We start from the raw sequence: 17,919 nt of genomic DNA on the forward strand, positions 1-17,919 counted from the left end.
AGCTTTATTCGTTTAATTTTAATGTTTCGATTTTATTTACCAGTAGCTCATCTGTTACATCAACAGTGACATTGCCACCTAATGGGTCTTCCCAGATAAATTCTTTGGTGTTCTCTTTAAGATTATAAACATACACCCATTTATCTCCGACAACATCTATCACACCTTGGATGTTCAAATCCTCTATTTGATTTAATTCATCAATATCCACTTGTGTCACATTAAGACTGGCTCGCCCATAATTAGCTTGACCAATCTCTAATTTTATTAAATCTTTCGTGGCCCAATCATAAGTCATACTTTGTGTGCCATCAATATAAGTCATCTCATCTTGTATAAACTCAAAATTATATGACGCATAATGTTCATTAACCTCCTCAAAACTAGGTAAATTATGAGGTTTTTCGATGAACTCTCGCACCTTAACTAAATCTGATTCGGATTCCGTTGTTTCTGCTGCCTCAAACGTTGGATTTAAATTCCCATATAAATATTCCACATTATTTTCTTCATTCATAGACACAGTCATCTTAAATGTATCGACGCCTACCCAGAAGTCATAATTGAGTAAATTTTCGGTATAAGTATAATCCTCGCCGAACTGATCAATTATCACATCTACCCCAATAATTCCCTCTAAGTTATCACCAAATTCTATGGAATCAACGACTATATCTAACACATCTTTTACCTTATTATAGATACTTTCCTTAGACTCATCACTAAATTCACCCTCCATAATTTGAGTAGCTAAATCTCTTGGAACTGATGCTCTCTCAGTTTGTTCTTGAGCTTGAACGCTTTGAACAACGATTAGATTTAATAAACCTAGTATGATTATTTTCCTCTTCATTGCTATCTCTCCTTATTAGACTGATTAAATGGTTTTTAATTATAGTTTACACTAACTAATAAATTTAAACAAAAACTGGGTACAATGAGATTGTAAGTCTCATCATACCCAGTTAATTATAGCTTATTAGTTAAATCCAGCTAATGGATCAGTTGCTTCAGATCCAGAACCTTGTAATTCTGTTGGTTCCATAGCAGATTTCGGTACACCGAAGAAATAAGTGACAACGAATCCACCAATATAAGCTGCGACTAATCCTAAAACATACGGCATCCAATTACTGTTAGCAATTAATGGAATTAAAGCCACACCACTTGGTCCAATAGCCGTTGCTCCTACATTGCCGAAGAAGCCGATAACTGCACCACAGATCCCTCCACCAATACACGCTGTGATAAATGTTTTACCTAAAGGTAATGTTACAGCATAAATTAATGGTTCACCGATTCCTAAAATACCTACAGGTAACGCACCTTTAATCATATTTGTTAATTGTTTGTTCTCACGAGCACGAATCATTACAGCGATTGCTGCACCAACTTGTCCAGCACCTGCCATAGCAAGGATGGGTAAGAGATTCGTTTGGCCTGTTGTGTTAATCATTTCAATATGAATAGGTGTTAACACTTGGTGCAAACCAAACATAACGAGTGGTAAGAAGAATGCGCCTAACATAAATCCTGAGAAGGCACCTCCGATATCTAACACCCAATTAATCGAACCAACTAATGACGACGAAATCACTCCTGCAACAGGCATAATAACGAAAATCGTAAGTAATCCTACTACCAGTAACGAGATTGTTGGGGTAAAAATAATATCTAAAGCGTCTGGAATAACTTTTCTCACTGATTTCTCTACATATGATAAGATAAATACCGCCAAGATGACACCAATGATACCACCTTGTCCCGCTAGTAGAGGTTCCCCAGTAAAGATATTGATGAGTGGATTCTCAGGGTTCATACCTGTAAGGTAAATAATCCCAGCAATGACTCCACCCAAACCTTGAGTTGCTCCGAATACTTTAGCAGCATTAATCCCTACATAGATGTTTAGATAAGCGAACAGACCATTTTTGATAATATTTAAGATATCAACGGCATGTCCCCAAGTCATTGCATCAATTTGGCCAGCTGTAATCATGTTCTGGAAGATTGAGGCAATCCCACCAATAATACCCGCACCAACGAAAGCCGGAATTAACGGCACAAAAATGCTCGCAATTGAACGTGTAATTTGTTTGAAGGCATTATCATTCCCTTTTTTATATTTTTCTTTGTTCTCTTTTGTTATTTGCTCTGTGTTAGATTGTGCAGATGTTAATTCTGGGTCAAGATTTTCATTCACCTCTGCGCTCTTAACGCTACCAGACATACTCGCTAATTCAGTCGCAACTTTACTTGCTGTACCAGGTCCAACAACTACTTGTAAGTTATTACCATCTTGAACAACACCCATAACTCCGTTAACTGTTTTCAATGCCATTGCATCAACAACACTTGGATCCTTCAAGTCAATCCTTACACGTGTCATACAATTATAAATATCAGTAGTATTGTCTTTTCCACCCATATATTTATATATTTCTTTAGCAATTAAGTGTTCTTTTGTTGTATTCATCATTGCTCCTCCTCTTCTTTTATAGCTTCTCGGATAAACCCGTTGTTATGACTTAATAACTCTTTGGCACTTGACACATCATTATCAGTTAATACCATGACAATCGCTAATTTGACGTTATTCCCCGCATGTTGAAATGCTTTTTCAGCTACTTCATAATCACATTCTGTTGCTTGCATTATAATTCGTTTGGAACGTTCTTCTAATTTCTCATTCGTTGGTTGAACGTCCACCATTAAGTTTTTATAGACTTTACCGATTTGTACCATTGAAACCGTTGATAACATATTTAAGATGAGCTTTTGAGCGGTTCCAGCTTTTAAACGTGTAGAACCTGTTAATACTTCTGCTCCTGCATCAACTTCAATCGCAACTTGACTGTATTCACTGATTTCAGCGCCTTTGTTACAAGCAATCGATACCGTAGATGCACCAACTTCTTGAGCATAAGCCAAACCACCTTTAACATAAGGCGTTCGACCACTTGCCGCAATTGCGACGACTGTATCTTTATCAGTTAATTTCAATTCTTTTAAGTCATCTCGCCCAAACTCTGCAGAATCTTCCGCCCCTTCAACCGCTGATAACATGGCTTTTTCTCCGCCAGCAATTAAACCAACGACCATCTCAGGCGGTGTACTAAAGGTTGGCACACATTCCGCTGCATCTAATACGCCCAAGCGTCCACTCGTTCCTGCTCCCATGTAAATTAAGCGACCGTCTTGATTAAAAGATTTCACGATTAGCTTAATCGCTGCTTCTATTTGTGGTAAAACTTGTTGAATCGCTTCAGGTACACGACGATCTTCTTGATTCATCAGTGCAATAGCTTCTTGAACACTCATCTGGTCTAATGCCATCGAGGCTTCATTTCTCGTTTCTGTTGTTAGCTTGTCTAATTTCATCTATCTATCCTCTTTTCCATTGAATTTCAAACGGTTGTCCTGGTCTCATCGCCTCAAGTAATAGATAATCACCCGATTGTATATAACCAATCACATTAACCTTTTCATCAGCTGGTAAATTCGTTTTTGTTATTTGAACTTCGCCTTCATATCGAAGGTAATCGGAATTATCTATCGTAATTGAACCGACAGGTCGTTCAGTCATTAGTTCAGGATTAACAATGAAATCTCGTCTCACTCTTGCCTCTTGACTGCGAATGACATCACGAGCCGCGTCCATTCTTTGAGTGTGTCGACCTTCAATGTGTTTGAGTTGTTCGACATTGGTGGAAGTTGCGACTGCTTCAAAATACAAGACTGTTTCATTTAAATATTTTTCCCACTGAATTTGACTATAAGAACTCATACCAGGGTCGCCAATATAAACTTTATCAACATAAGCTGTTTGCCTTAATTCAAGCGCGCTACCTAAAGACTGTTTGTAACGGTGATCTTCTAAAGTTGGTAATCCTTCATACAAGGGACCTCTCAAATCACCCTCTCCAGCGACGAAAGCCATGACGGTAATTCCTTGCTCTTTCAGCCATTTGTTAATATTAATAAACTCTGCTTTATCTAAGCCCGTTTCAGGACGCGGATAGTAATTGTGCCAAGCCTCAATCGACGTGAAATTCACTTCTAACTCTTTTAAAATGTTTAAATCTTCTTCGCTAATTGTACTCGCATTTAAAATAACATCTAGCTGCTCACTAATAAGTTTAATCTCTTCATGACTGACTCCATAATCGACTCGAATTCCAGTCACACCTAACTCAATCAATGGAGTTAAATCTTTATAATATATACCTAAGTTCTTTAAAGCATCTCCAGAAACATCAACGACTAAATCCATTTCATAATCTTTTGCTACCGAACCCAATTGCCCTAAACGATCTAAATACAATTCTGAATCATCTTCAGGGATATGAATTGACGAGAATATTCCTTTGAAACCAATCTCATGCATGCGTCTTATGTACTGTTTGACTTCTTCTGTCACATCTTCGTTTAAATATACTGATATTCCATACATGTCTTCACTCCATTGTAATCGTTTTCTAAATAAAGCATACAACTTATGAAATGAAATTTCAATACCTTTGTTTAATTTTTGTGTTTGATGAAATGAAATTACACCCCTTATCTTTTTGTTACTTTAGATAATTGTTAACCTTGACTCGAATATGATATTATTAACCTTAGAATAAAAGTTTAAAACCTTTATATATGGAGGATATTATGGAACATATCGCAATTATTGGGATGGGAATTAGCGGGTCTGCTGTTCTCACTTCTTATGCAAAAGAATTAAAAGATAAAAAATATAATATTACTATTGATTGTTACGATACATCTCATAGCTTTGGACGCGGTTTACCTTTTAGAGAGGATTCATCTTTAGCACTTGTAAATACAAGAACAACTGATATTACTTATGACTATGAGCAACCAGGTGAGTATGAAAATTGGTTGAAAGAAGAAGCTAAGATTGAAGGCGATATTCCTGAATTTACGACGCGTGCCTTGTTTGGTGAGTATTTAAATGATCGAACAATGAAGCAAATTGAACTATTGAACGCAAATGTTCACTATGAAACCATCAAAGATATGCAATGGTTAAGTGAGACAAAACAATGGGAATTAGTCACTGATTCAAATGAGGTTCGTCAATATGATCGTGTTCATCTGTGCTCTGGTTCTCTACCAGTTCTAGACCCTTACAATTTGAACGGTAAACCAAATTACATTAGTAATCCTTACCCATTAAACGAATTAACTCACGACTTCGCTAAAGACGACCGTATCGTTGTCATTGGAACAAGTTTAACTGCGATCGATGTTCTCAAATATCTATTACAAGAACGCGAAATTGAATCCGTATATGCTTTCTCACGCCATAACTTTTTCCAAACAGTTGGGACAGCAAATTACAGTGATTTAAAGATGACGCATATTACGATGGATAAGGTTAAAGCAACTATGGATCCCAATGAGAAAATACTCTATTTCGATGCATTGGATAAACTCATCCAAAAAGAGTTTGATCAATTAAATATTCGCTTTGTAGATTTCTGCAACATTGCCTTACAAACAGGAACAGCAGGTCTAAGAGAGTCCTTAAATCATTCGGATTTAATGGCAAAGACAGAACGTATCGGTGTTTCTACAACGCGAATTTTGAATTTCTTATGGCAATATATGCCAGAATCAGAACGAAAAGAATACTTAGATAAATATCAAGAGCCATTTAACTTAGCTAAAGGGAAGCTTCCGATGAAGTCTGCTGAAGCAATTATTGAAGGTGAGGATCGTGGCCAATTAACCATTCTCAAAGAAGTTGAAACTGTTGAGTATGATGACAACACACGAGAATACATTATGAAGAATGATGAGAATGAAGATATTTTACGCGCGGATTGGGTTATTAACGCAACAGGTGTTAACCTTCATTTAGAAGGCGATTTAAGCGGCCATCCTTTGATTCATTCCCTATTAAATAAACGCTACATAATGCCTGACACTTCGGGTGGATTGAGTCTCAATGTCTCAACTCAATGTGTGATTTCACCTAGTTGGGGTGAATTTCCAGCATTTCATGCCCATGGAATGTTAGTGAGTGGTGCCGTTTATCTAAATAATTCAACTTATAATATTCAATCTGTGAGCCATCAACTAGTAAAAGATATCATTGCTAACTATTAAACAAATAAATACCGCTTGAAATTCCCATTGAATTTCAAGCGGTATTTATTATTTATAATAAGTTTCGACAATTCTTTGGGTCGCTTCTATTGTATCTTCGTATGTCCCAAATGCGGTTAGCCGCATGAAGCCCTCACCATTAGCACCGTATCCAGAGCCTGGTGTAATTACGACTTGACTATCCTGTAGTAATTCATCGAAATATTCCCAAGAAGACAAGCCACTTGGTGTTTTCAACCAAATATATGGCGCATTTACCCCACCGTAATGTTCAATCTTTGCATCATTGAATGCATCAACGATATGCTGAGCATTACGTTGATAATACACAAAATTATCCTTCAGTTCTACTTTAACTTCCGGTTCGAAAGTTGCTAATGCCGCGCGTTGAATAATATATGAGGTTCCATTAAATTTCGTTGGTTGGCGACGCGTCCACATTGCATTTAATGATTGACCTTCAATCACTAATTCTTTTGGAATAACAGTATAACCTATACGCATACCCGTGAAGCCCGCTGTCTTAGAAAAGCTACGCATTTCAATCGCACATTGCTTAGCACCCTCGCATTCATAGATCGAATGCGGGACATTATCATCTTGTATAAAGGCTTCATATGCCCCGTCAAAAATTATGACACTTTCATGCTCAATCGCATAGTCAACCCATTGTTGCAGTTGATCTTTAGTCATAGCGACACCTGTTGGATTATTCGGTGAACAAATATAAATCACATCTGGCTGCTTGTCTTGGTCAAAATCTGGCACTGCTTGATAGTGATTATCAATCGTCATCGGAATTGTTATTAATTCAGACCAGCTTTGACTCATATCATCATAATTTCCTAAGCGTCCGGCCATGACATTACTATCAATATAAGTTGGATACGCCGGGTCACCAATGGCTATCTTAGCATCCAGACTAAATAATTCTTGAATTGCACCCGCATCTGTCTTTGAACCATCTGATATGAATAATTCATCTTCTGATAGATCGACATTCAATGTTTGATAGCTATTCTCAATAATCGCTTGCTTTAGAAATGGATAGCCAGTACTTGGTCCATATCCTTTGAAGGTTTCAGAATTCAATTGTTCTTGACCAGCTTGAGTCATTGCTTCAATCACGCCCTTTGGTAAAGGCTGAGTGACATCACCAATAGACAATTTGATAATTTCTGAGTGTGGATTGTCTTCTTTAAATGCCGAGACTTTCTCGGCAATATGATTAAATAAGTAATTCCCAGGTAAGCGATTAAAATTCGGATTAATTTTCATAAAACTGCTCCTTTATCATATCTCTTACGACTTTCTGTTACTCATCCATTCTTGTTGATGACCTCTGGAGATACGCATAATGTTCTCATATAAATCTGCTAACTCACCTTTTAAAGAATCATCTTCTAAGTAACTTTGTACTTTCTCGATAACGACCGCTTCACGGCCACTATCTAAGATTTCCATATTGTTCTCTAATTTAATTCCTGCCACTTCTTCCACCGTTTTTGTTCGTTCTTCAAATAATTTTACCAATTCACGATCAATTCGGTCGATGGTTGCTCTTTGTTTTTCTAACATATTATTCCTCCTATGATAATTGACTCAAAAATACACTTCCTAATGTATACCCTACTAATACCGCACTTGCTGCACTCCATAATAATAAGTATAAACCATATAATAAAGCATCTTTAGCTGTTGTCCAACCAGATCCAATTGAGATAGCAATATAAGGCATTGCAGGTGGTGTCATGTATGCGAGGGACGCCATGAATCCAATTAAACTCGCAACCACAGCCACGTTAATTGGTAAATCTACTTGTGAACCTGCAATTGTAATAACAATAGTGGTAACAACCGACACAGTTACTAAGTTTGATGAGAAATTTGTTTGGAAGCCTGCCCAAAGGATGAAGACTAATACCATTAATAATGGTGACAAGCCAACTAACAGTGGTGTTAAGAATGATTCGATTAATGTAATCACACCCATATCAGGATTCGATAAGAAGCTACCTAAAGTTAGTGTCGCCGCTACAATTAATAAACTCGGCCAGAACACACCTTTAGAAATTCCCTCTTGTAACTTAACTAATGGCTTCCCATCTACGTGAACCACTGCTAAAGCTAAAGAACCGATCATTGGTGGAAATGCAATTCCTGCTGATTTTAGAAATGCTGCCACTCCCGGTAAGATATAGCCTAATACTTCTGGTAATAACCATAAAGCCACAACCCCACCAAAGATCAGAACGACTGCTTTTTCCTTTTTATCCGCTTTTGGTAAATCTGATAATGAAGCAATCTCACCCAGTTTTACGCCTGATAAATCCATTCGCCAAATCCACTTTAGAGAGACTAAAAGAATTAAGAAAATTGTTAAGCCCGCTGGCACTGCAAAACTCATATATTGACCATTCGTAATCGCCGTTCCGTAGGCTGTTTCGTATAGCCCCATCGCAGTAATTGCGAACACATGGTTAATCGGTGTCATTGCCGTTCCAATAGCTATAGAAGCATATAGCGCGACTAATAATTTTGATGCTTGTTTATCCCCTTTTTCTAAACCAAATTGTGTCATGACTTCTTCATAGATTGGAAAAGCAATCATAAATAAAATCGTTGGTGAAACAAAAGTACTGATTAATAGCATAACAGATAGAAATGCAAAAACAAATCTCCAAGGACTCACTTGAGCCCAAGCACTATTAATGGCCCATGCAGAAACCCGTTTTAAAAATGATGTTTGTTCTAAGGCATGTGTCACTAAGAACGTAAAGAATAAAAAGACAAACGTTGTATTACCAAATGACTGCTGAAAAATTTGTCCATAAGTGACTTCAGGTAGAAAACCTAAACAAATTAAACATAAAATACTTGGCCAATCGATGGCAACGAACAGCCATAACACCAAGCTACTAGCAAAAATAGCTAGAACGGAAAAGGTCACGGTCGGTATATTGAAAAAACCTATTTGCATGGTTGAATTTAAAACAGCTAGAGCTAATATAAGCAAACTAATGACGATTGAGATAATCTCACTAGTTTTAAATCCTTTTGATATAGAATTTGACATTGTTTACACTCCCCTTTTTTATAACTTTTTCAACAAAAAAACTGCTTAGCATAAACTAAGCAGCTCACAAACTGGCCAAAATCGGATGATCCGCTTAATTTATACTCTAAGCGGCTAGGACACAACAATTACAAGCCACCATAGATATGAACTTTCGTCATGCGTTCATACTAAGGTGAGCATGAACGCTATCTAAAGTAGCTAAAATATACAAGTTGAATTGTTTGTTTTAATTGTTGCATCATAGAATCCTCATTTCTTTGTTTAAGACAGTATAACGGACTTCTCACATTAAATCAATATCAAATTCTAATTATATTCTAATAATAAAACGAACTTCAATCATAATGATTAAAGTTCGTTTTAATTTAACGTTTAATTTACTGGTACTTCTGCTGGTACTTCAATAGATTCTTCAAAGTTTGTTTCTGTCACTTCATAATTGAATTCCGCTTGGACTGATTCCGGTGTGTCAGAATCAGACTCAGCTTCAAGTTCTTGTACATCAGAATCAACAATAACATGAATCGAATTAATAAAGTAGTTCGCATCCACTTCGATAGTAATTGTATATGTTAATCCAGCTGCGAGTGCTTTTGCATCCTCTTCAAATTCACTTAATTGACTATCTAATTCAACATCTGCTGCGACTGTCTCTTGAGTCAGTGAATGCTCTAATTCTTGTAGTGCTTCAAAGAATTCAACCCATTCTTCTTCAGTCTCAAATGAATTGATCGTAATAGTATACCCGTCACCATTCTCTTCAACCGTTGTTTTCTCACTTAGTAACTGATTAACTTTCGAAGGTAGATAGTAACTACGAATTGTTCCTTCAAGCAGTGAGATAAGCATCTGATATTGTGATGCGATTTGCTGAGCATCCATTCCAAGCAAGGTCGATACATCTTCAGTAACCCACTCGCCGTCCTCTTCCTCAGATGAGTCATCTTCTAACATGTACATTGTTTGGTCTACTATGTAATACATTAAATCATATGTTTCACTTTCAGTAGAACCATCATGATGTTCTGCATCCATTGCCAGATTCAAATCAAATCCTAATTCTAATTCAGGTGAAATCTTAAATTGTATATCACCGTCCGTTGTAAAATCGGCTGTTCCATCTGTATAAACCATATTCATGTTACCTTCGTAATTACCTTTAAATGACTCGATTTCTTTCAATCCATTAATAACATTTAATAATGCTTCGTCTGGAGCAACTTCTTGTGCTTTAGCTGATAACGGTGCCATTGTTGATACTAAAAGTAAAATTGCGAGTAAAAACTTCGTAAACTTTTTCATAAGCATACGCTCCCATCATATTTGATACTTATATTATAAGCTTTTTATGAACTAAAGTTCAAACAAATCGAGTTTTATTCTATGTTTATTCATAATTTTATATAACCAACTACGCTGAGGATTCGTATCGGTTTCAGTTTTGTTAGTAAGTTAGAATAAGTATATAATTAATTTCCAAATTTATTAGAAATCATTAAAAAAGACATGAACAAAATTGTCCATGTCATAAGTCTTACTAGGCTAATCATTAACCTTAAAATTCTTCAAAAGGTGAAGCTCCTGAAGCAAACTGACTATTATATAAATTAGCATACTTACCTTCTCTAGCAATTAATTCATCATGGCTGCCTTGTTCCATAATGTCACCATTTTCCATATATAAGATTAGATCAGCATTCTTAATTGTAGAAAGACGGTGAGCGATCACAAAGCTTGTACGACCTTGAACAACACGATCCATTGCTTCTTGTATCAGAATCTCAGTACGAGTATCTACCGAACTTGTCGCTTCATCTAGAATTAATACTGGACGGTCAGCTAGCAATGCTCTTGCAATTGTCAAAAGTTGTTTTTGTCCTTGTGAGATGTTTGAAGCTTCTTCATTAATTTCGAAGTTATAACCATCGGGTAAGTTCTTCACGAAATTATGAACATGAACTGCTTTGGCAGCTTCAATGACTTCTTCATCCGTAGCATCTAAACGACCATAACGAATATTCTCCATAATTGATCCATTAAATAACCAAGTATCCTGTAAAACCATCGACATTGATCGTTGATAATTTGCACGGCTGTATGATTTAATATCTACACCGTCTAAGTTAATTGATCCTTTGTCAACATCATAGAATCTCATTAAAAGCTTAACCATCGTAGATTTTCCAGCACCAGTTGGTCCAACTAGAGCAACTTTCTGTCCTGGTAAAACATCCGCATTAAAGTCCGTAATGATAATTTGTTCAGGGTCGTAACCGAATTGCACGTGGTTGAACGAAACTTTCCCCTCAACTTTTGATACATCTAAAGCACTACCAGTTGTTTGATCTTGTTCTTCTTCATCTAAGAATTCAAACACACGCTCTGCTGCTGCAACCATTGTTTGAAACAATGTTACGATTTGTGCTAACTGAGTAATTGGTTGTGTGAATCGGTTAACATATTGAGTGAAGGATTGAATAACCCCTACACGAATCGTTCCGAGAATTACTAGGTAAGCACCAACCATAACAACTGCAGCGTAACCAAAGTTTTGTAAGAAGCGCATGAACGGGAACATAACTCCTGAATAAAACTGAGATTTCCATGCAGACTCTTCTAGTTTTGCATTATCTTTATGGAATGTTGCGACCGCATTCTCTTCTTGATTAAAGGCTCTAACAATATTTTGTCCAGAAAAGTTTTCTTCAATTTGTCCGTTTATAACACCAAGTGACACTTGTTGTTGACGGAAATATTTTTGAGATACCATAATTAGAATACGGATTGTAAGTAAACTAATTGGAACAACGATTAACACGACTAATGCTAAGATCCAATTGATTGTAAACATAATAATCGCGATACCAATCATTGTCATAACTGAGTTGATTAATTGAGCGAAACTTTGTGATAGTGAAGCACCTAACGTATCAATATCGTTACTAATTCTCGATAAAACTTCACCATGCGAATGTGATTCAAAATACTTCATCGGCATGTCATCAATCTTGTCTAACATTTTCTTACGTAAACCGTACGTAACATTCTCTGTTACACCTGTCATTACAAATCCTTGTATCCAGTTAAATATAGAACTGACGACATATAAAGCTAATACAGTCAGTAAAATTCTTCCGATTACATCGTACTGAATTGAACCCGTCCCTTGAACTTCCGCTAAAACTCCATCGAATAATGTAGAAGTAGCATTACCTAATTCGCGGGGGCCTATGATGTTAAATAATACAGAGAGAATAGTTGTAAACAGAACAAGCATCATCGCCCATTTAAAGTTTAATACTTCTTTTAAAATTCGAAGTAAACTCCCTTTAAAGTCATGGGCTTTTTCTACTGCACCTTGACCGCGAGGCCCAACGCCTTTAGGTTGACTCTGTACCTTTACTTCTTCTTGCTGTTGAGTATCTTTTTCAGCCATTATTCTCCCTCCTTCTCTTGTTTCATTTGTACTTCATAACCATCAAGTTCTGCTTGAGATAATTGGGATGTTGCAATCTCACGATAAACTTGGCTTGTTTCCATTAATTCTAAGTGGTTACCAATACCAGCGACATTTCCTTCATCAAGAACTATGATTTGTTCAGCATCTAAAATTGTACTGATACGTTGAGCAACAATAATAATTGCTGCATCAGAGACACGTTCATTTAAAGCTTGACGAAGTGATGCATCAGTTTTGTAGTCTAGAGCAGAGAAACTATCGTCAAAGATAAACACTTTAGGCTGTTTTGCAATCGCACGAGCGATAGATAAACGTTGTTTTTGTCCACCTGAAATATTCCCTCCACCTTGAGAGATACGCTCTTTATATCCACGTTCTTTATCTTCAATGAATTCAGTTGCATGCGCAATCTCAGCAGATTCTTCGCGAACATCATCAGAAAGTGATTCGACTCCGTATCCAATATTGCTTTCAATAGTTCCTGAGAATAATACTGCTTTTTGCGGTACATAACCGATAATATCTCGTAATTGATGTTGACTAATATCTCTGATATCAACACCATCAATCTTGATTGATCCTTCTGAAACATCATAGAATCTCATTAAAAGGTTAAGAATCGTTGACTTACCACTTCCTGTACCACCAATGATGGCCGTTGTCTTTCCAGGTTCAGCAATAAAATTAAGGTCACTAATTACATTATTATCAGCTCCAGTGAATTTGAAACTGACATCAGTGAATTCAACAACACCTTTAGGTGTTTCAATCAATGTCACTTCTTCTTTGTCATTAATAGATAAAGGTGTATCTAATATTTCTTGGATACGTTCTCCAGAAACGATTGCACGTGGAATCATAATTGACATCATTGTTAACATGAAGAAAGAGAATATAACTTGCATTGTATATGTTATGAATGCCATCATTTCCCCTACTTGCATTAGCCCGTCTCCGATTCGGTGACTACCTACCCAAATAATTAGAACAGAAATTCCGTTTGCAATAAGCAATAAAATAGGGTTCATTAACGCCATTGTACGTCCAACAAAGATATAACTATTACGTAAGTCTTTGTTTGCACCATCGAAACGTTCTGATTCTAAATCTTGGCGTCCGAACGCACGGATAACTTGTAATCCTGTTAGGATTTCTCTAGCGGATAAGTTAACCTTATCAATTTGCTTTTGTAAAATTTGGAATCTAGGTATTACAACACTCATTAAGATTCCCATTAATACTCCAACAAGAGACAATGCTAAGATTGTTATCCAAGACATTGCAATTTGTGATTGGAACACGTAGATTAATGCACCAATTGCTAACATTGGTGAGAATAGTACAACTCTAAAGAATACGGTAATAACCATTTGAACTTGTTGCACATCATTCGTTCCACGCGTAATTAGTGAAGCAGTTGAGAATTTTTCCATCTCTTCATTAGAGAACTGAAGCACTTTTTCATAAGATTTCGCTCTCAATCCACTACCAACTTTTGCTCCAACTACAGCTGCTACATAAGCAGCTAATGCTCCACCACCAAAAGCTACCAATGCTATAAGCAACATTTGCCCACCTTGGGTCAGAACATAGTTAATTTGAGCTCCACTTAAGTCCCCACCTGCTTCTTCAGTTGTTGCTATAACAGATTGAATTGCTGAAGAATGGACCATCGCTGGTCCAAGTGTATTCATCTGTTCAACGTATTCATCACGCATACCAGATAAATCAGTCGTTTCAGAACCCGTATTTTCTTGTGCTGCAACTTCTAACTCTTCTTCAGACATTGTAGATACTGTTTGATACATAGCTAATGGAACTTCAAAACTTTGACTTAGCGATTCCATTTTATCTTCATCGTTTTTGACAGTATCTTTTATTGTATAATTGCCATTATCACTCTGTGTAAAATTTTCCTCAATTAATTGCTGTTCTTCCGGTAGAAGTAACATCTCAAATTCTGTCATGGAATCTGATGTCATTTCTAATGGAACAGCTAATTCTACCCCACTATTTTGTATCCCCACGTCTACTAAATTTGATGTATAAGTTGGTAACAATAATGTTGTAAAAGCCTGTATAAAATGAGCAACAAGAGCAATAATTACCCACTTCCAATGAGGTTTTAAATGATTAATTAAATTTTTCATATAATACTACTTTTCCTCACTCTCTATTTTTATTTTATTTATAACTTTAGTTAGTCGATTCCCAGTATCAACGAACACACGAATCTCATCTTCGGTAAATTCTTCAAAAATGATTTTCATCGAATTTTCCATATTTTGAGTTACTTGTTCATAATTTTTAATACCATCCGCGGATAATCTAAGGAAAATATTCCGTCGATCCTCTGGGTTATCTTCTTGGATGAGCCATGCTTTTTGGACTAATCCTTTAACTGTTCTTGATATTGCTGGCGAAGAGACATTCATCAAATTAGCTAATTCGCGAGATGTCAGTAATGTATCGTCTTCATTATGGTTTTTCTGTAGATGATATAACACTTTAAACTCACTTTTCGACATAACTGTACGACCTTGGACCTCAGCAGCTCGAGAAAACATTTGCGACATGCTGTACATTTGATGTACTAACTGGCGCTTGTTCACTATAACACCTCCTCAAATAACTTAACTTCGTTAATAGTTAACCTTGTTAATTATAGACTAGTTCAATATTGGAATCAAGCAAATCATTTAAAATTATTAAGTTCAACTTCGCAATAAAATATATAAAAAAAGAGCACCTCCTACTGGGGAAGGTACTCTAATTTAAGGCTTATAAATTAAGACTGAGTGTCGACTATATCTTGTAGTGCATCAGCTACAGATTGAACATTTGTCCCAACGATAACTTGTAAGTTTTTCTTATCTACAACGTTAACTCCGGGTACACCTGTTCCTTTAATTTTATTCACATCAACTGTATCAGTATCATTCAACGTTAAGCGTAAACGAGTGGCACAGTTGGTAATATCTGCAATATTTTCTTTACCGCCTAAAGCGTCATATATTATTGCAGCTTGCTTCTCTTCTTTTGTTAGTGGTTTTGAACTTGTTGTTGTGGTTTTTGTAGGACTTTCGTCTGCTACACTCATTTGCTCATCTAACGGACCTTTTCGTCCTGGTGTTGCTAAATCAAATTTCTTTATAACAAATGTAAAGACTACATAATAGATTAGCCCCACGACAGCCCCTTGTACCATTAACATCCATGGGTTATTCGCAAGTGGCAAGCCCTGTGATAGTAAAAAGTCAATGGCCCCTGCTGAAAATCCAAATCCTGCAGTCCATTGCATAAATGCCGCAAATGCAACCGATAATGCTGTTAATACAGCATGAACAAAATAAAGTGCCGGTGCAACAAACATAAATGCAAACTCAATCGGTTCAGTAACTCCTGTAACAAAGGCTGCGACACCACCAGCTAAGAATAGAGAAAATACTTGGCTTCTATACTTACTGTTGGATTGTTGCCACATTGCAATACCTGCTGCTGGTAGTCCAAACATAAAGACTGGGAAGAATCCAGCTTGATACATACCTGTTATCCCTAGTTCCCCTGTTCCACTCCAAAAGTTACCGATATCATTAATACCAATTAAGTCAAACCAGAATACTGCGTTTAAAGCATGGTGTAAACCAGTTGGAATTAATAGTCGGTTGAAGAATGCGTATAGACCAGCACCGATCCAGCCTAGATTCGTAAAGGCTTCCCCTAATGAAACTAATGCACCAAATAAGATTGGCCATACGAATAGTAAGATAAGTGATACACCCAACATAGCTATTCCTGTTAATATTGGCACTAAACGGCGCCCTGAGAAGAAAGCAAATGCCATTGGTAGTGTTGTTCTGCTGAAGCGATTATAAATTTCTGCAGCCACTACACCTGATATTAATCCAAAGAATACGTTACCGTTAGTTGATTGCTCAAAAGCAATATTAACCTCTTCAAGTGGTGTATTCGTTAACATTGCTACAGTTCCAGATGACAGTATTGTAATTAAAGTCAAGAATGCAACTAATCCAGCAATTGCAGATGCTCCATCTCGATCTTTAGTCATTCCAAGTGATACACCTATCGCAAATAATATTCCAAGGTTATCAAGAATAGCTCCCCCGGCAGCAATCAGAAATGCTGCAATTTGACTTTCTCCACCCCAGCCACTGGGATCAATAGCATAACCAATCCCTAACATAAGTGCAGCAAGAGGTAATACAGCAACGGGTAACATTAATGAACGTCCTAGACGTTGTAAATATCCCATCATTTTATACATCTCCTATTCTCCATGTAACGTTATTATTAAATCAATAAAAACATAATTTCTTTTATATCAATTCTATAGAGACACAGCTTTGTTATATTGTATCCTCCTTATTTTTGATAGTCAGTGTGAACACATGTTCATTAAACCGCTTACATAATTATAACAAAGACCGTTTATAATTCAAATAATATTGTTATATTGGCGCCTAATTGAGTGTTTGGAATCACTTCGTTGGATATTATCAAAATCCTTCGTTGAGCAACTTATTAATCATTACATTGAGCCACTTCACTATCTTAAATTTTTACAATCCTTGTACCATGTAATTCTGTCACTGATAAAGCGTCTGCAATGGTTTGACTATTCTCATAAGTAATCCCTCCGCCAGGCAATATTGTGATTCGCTGTCCGCTATATTCAACTAATTTTAAGAGATATGGTAAATTTTCTTCAATTGTCGACCCTTCTTGTCCACCATGAGTCAGTATTCTCATGACTCCACGCTCTGCAAGCCAATTTATCGCGTCATTTTGTAATGACTTTTTAATTTCATCAAAAGCCATATGATAGGTTACTTCAAATGGTTTAGCTGCCTTAAGCAGTTCATTCATAACTTCTTCATCAATCCATCCATCGCGAACCGCTCCAAAGACAACACCTTTAATTCCGGTATATTTAAGTGCTAAGATATCACGACACATTGTTAATACTTCTTCTTTAGTGTACTTAAAGTCGCCACCCCTTGGACGAATCATGACCACTACTTCAGTATCATGTTGACTAGCATATTCAATAGTAGTTTGGATTACACCATATGATGGTGTCGTCCCTCCTACAGCCAAATTATCGCAAAGTTCAATCCGATTTGCCCCAGCAGCAATTGCTTTAGGAATATTCGTAAAATTTTCAGCACAAAACTCTCTGATCATTGTCTCCCTCCTAATCATTATGTCTTTGTTCATTTGTTATAATATATTTTCA

14 protein-coding genes are annotated in these 17,919 nt (G+C 36.6%); 1 reads left to right on the forward strand and 13 read right to left on the reverse strand.

Annotation, left to right across the window (positions count from 1 at the left end):
- Nucleotides 1-4: 4 nt before the first annotated feature.
- The 4 genes from HYQ40_02360 to HYQ40_02375 all read right to left on the reverse strand — a co-directional run bounded on the left by HYQ40_02360 (nucleotide 5) and on the right by HYQ40_02375 (nucleotide 4,453).
- Nucleotides 5-853 (reverse strand): hypothetical protein, encoded by an 849-nt coding sequence (locus HYQ40_02360; protein ID MBZ6526604.1) that lies wholly within the window; start codon nucleotides 851-853, stop codon nucleotides 5-7.
- Nucleotides 854-979: 126 nt separating this feature from the next.
- Nucleotides 980-2,476 (reverse strand): PTS transporter subunit EIIC, encoded by a 1,497-nt coding sequence (locus HYQ40_02365; GenBank protein MBZ6526605.1) that lies wholly within the window; start codon nucleotides 2,474-2,476, stop codon nucleotides 980-982.
- Nucleotides 2,476-3,381, reverse strand: coding sequence for an N-acetylmuramic acid 6-phosphate etherase (gene murQ, locus HYQ40_02370; protein MBZ6526606.1), 906 nt, complete (start codon nucleotides 3,379-3,381; stop codon nucleotides 2,476-2,478). The genes HYQ40_02365 and murQ overlap by 1 nt, the downstream gene beginning before the upstream one ends.
- Before the next feature lie 4 nt (nucleotides 3,382-3,385).
- A complete protein-coding gene (locus tag HYQ40_02375) occupies nucleotides 3,386-4,453 on the reverse strand; it encodes a DUF871 domain-containing protein (protein MBZ6526607.1) in 1,068 nt (355 codons plus the stop codon).
- A 206-nt stretch (nucleotides 4,454-4,659) separates the two neighbouring features.
- Between HYQ40_02375 and HYQ40_02380 the strand changes: the two genes are divergently transcribed.
- A complete protein-coding gene (locus tag HYQ40_02380) occupies nucleotides 4,660-6,123 on the forward strand; it encodes an FAD/NAD(P)-binding protein (protein MBZ6526608.1) in 1,464 nt (487 codons plus the stop codon).
- 48 nt (nucleotides 6,124-6,171) lie between these two features.
- On the opposite strand, the gene HYQ40_02385 is transcribed toward HYQ40_02380, so the two are convergent.
- The 9 genes from HYQ40_02385 to HYQ40_02425 all read right to left on the reverse strand — a co-directional run bounded on the left by HYQ40_02385 (nucleotide 6,172) and on the right by HYQ40_02425 (nucleotide 17,867).
- Nucleotides 6,172-7,401, reverse strand: a complete 1,230-nt coding sequence (locus HYQ40_02385; protein MBZ6526609.1) for an LL-diaminopimelate aminotransferase — start codon at nucleotides 7,399-7,401, stop codon at nucleotides 6,172-6,174.
- 24 nt (nucleotides 7,402-7,425) lie between these two features.
- Complete coding sequence (locus HYQ40_02390; protein ID MBZ6526610.1) at nucleotides 7,426-7,701, reverse strand: chorismate mutase; 276 nt, start codon at nucleotides 7,699-7,701, stop codon at nucleotides 7,426-7,428.
- A 10-nt stretch (nucleotides 7,702-7,711) separates the two neighbouring features.
- Nucleotides 7,712-9,199: an SLC13 family permease gene (locus HYQ40_02395; protein ID MBZ6526611.1), complete on the reverse strand. Its 1,488-nt coding sequence runs from the start codon at nucleotides 9,197-9,199 to the stop codon at nucleotides 7,712-7,714.
- Between the two features lie 375 nt (nucleotides 9,200-9,574).
- Complete coding sequence (locus HYQ40_02400; protein ID MBZ6526612.1) at nucleotides 9,575-10,504, reverse strand: hypothetical protein; 930 nt, start codon at nucleotides 10,502-10,504, stop codon at nucleotides 9,575-9,577.
- A gap of 253 nt (nucleotides 10,505-10,757) precedes the next feature.
- Nucleotides 10,758-12,638: an ABC transporter ATP-binding protein gene (locus tag HYQ40_02405; protein MBZ6526613.1), complete on the reverse strand. Its 1,881-nt coding sequence runs from the start codon at nucleotides 12,636-12,638 to the stop codon at nucleotides 10,758-10,760.
- On the reverse strand, nucleotides 12,638-14,812 hold the full coding sequence (locus tag HYQ40_02410; GenBank protein ID MBZ6526614.1) for an ABC transporter ATP-binding protein: 2,175 nt from the start codon (nucleotides 14,810-14,812) through the stop codon (nucleotides 12,638-12,640). The genes HYQ40_02405 and HYQ40_02410 overlap by 1 nt, the downstream gene beginning before the upstream one ends.
- 6 nt (nucleotides 14,813-14,818) lie before the next feature.
- A complete protein-coding gene (locus HYQ40_02415; GenBank protein ID MBZ6526615.1) occupies nucleotides 14,819-15,274 on the reverse strand; it encodes a MarR family transcriptional regulator in 456 nt (151 codons plus the stop codon).
- 176 nt (nucleotides 15,275-15,450) lie between these two features.
- Nucleotides 15,451-16,938, reverse strand: a complete 1,488-nt coding sequence (locus HYQ40_02420) for a PTS transporter subunit EIIC (protein ID MBZ6526616.1) — start codon at nucleotides 16,936-16,938, stop codon at nucleotides 15,451-15,453.
- A gap of 296 nt (nucleotides 16,939-17,234) precedes the next feature.
- Nucleotides 17,235-17,867 (reverse strand): copper homeostasis protein CutC, encoded by a 633-nt coding sequence (locus HYQ40_02425; GenBank protein MBZ6526617.1) that lies wholly within the window; start codon nucleotides 17,865-17,867, stop codon nucleotides 17,235-17,237.
- Between the last annotated feature and the right edge of the window lie 52 nt (nucleotides 17,868-17,919).

The organism is Aerococcaceae bacterium DSM 111021 (assembly GCA_020112395.1).
In the GTDB taxonomy this organism is placed as follows: domain Bacteria; phylum Bacillota; class Bacilli; order Lactobacillales; family Aerococcaceae; genus Ruoffia.

Bases quoted from the DNA above. Each gene is read 5' to 3' on its own strand.
- HYQ40_02390 (MBZ6526610.1), bottom strand. From the start codon at position 7,701: ATGTTAGAAAAACAAAGAGCAACCATCGACCGAATTGATCGTGAATTG.
- murQ (MBZ6526606.1), bottom strand. From the start codon at position 3,381: ATGAAATTAGACAAGCTAACAACAGAAACGAGAAATGAAGCCTCGATG.
- HYQ40_02405 (MBZ6526613.1), bottom strand. From the start codon at position 12,638: ATGGCTGAAAAAGATACTCAACAGCAAGAAGAAGTAAAGGTACAGAGT.
- HYQ40_02395 (MBZ6526611.1), bottom strand. From the start codon at position 9,199: ATGTCAAATTCTATATCAAAAGGATTTAAAACTAGTGAGATTATCTCA.
- HYQ40_02400 (MBZ6526612.1), bottom strand. From the start codon at position 10,504: ATGAAAAAGTTTACGAAGTTTTTACTCGCAATTTTACTTTTAGTATCA.
- HYQ40_02385 (MBZ6526609.1), bottom strand. From the start codon at position 7,401: ATGAAAATTAATCCGAATTTTAATCGCTTACCTGGGAATTACTTATTT.
- HYQ40_02360 (MBZ6526604.1), bottom strand. From the start codon at position 853: ATGAAGAGGAAAATAATCATACTAGGTTTATTAAATCTAATCGTTGTT.
- HYQ40_02425 (MBZ6526617.1), bottom strand. From the start codon at position 17,867: ATGATCAGAGAGTTTTGTGCTGAAAATTTTACGAATATTCCTAAAGCA.
- HYQ40_02410 (MBZ6526614.1), bottom strand. From the start codon at position 14,812: ATGAAAAATTTAATTAATCATTTAAAACCTCATTGGAAGTGGGTAATT.
- HYQ40_02380 (MBZ6526608.1), top strand. From the start codon at position 4,660: ATGGAACATATCGCAATTATTGGGATGGGAATTAGCGGGTCTGCTGTT.
- HYQ40_02375 (MBZ6526607.1), bottom strand. From the start codon at position 4,453: ATGTATGGAATATCAGTATATTTAAACGAAGATGTGACAGAAGAAGTC.
- HYQ40_02420 (MBZ6526616.1), bottom strand. From the start codon at position 16,938: ATGATGGGATATTTACAACGTCTAGGACGTTCATTAATGTTACCCGTT.
- HYQ40_02365 (MBZ6526605.1), bottom strand. From the start codon at position 2,476: ATGAATACAACAAAAGAACACTTAATTGCTAAAGAAATATATAAATAT.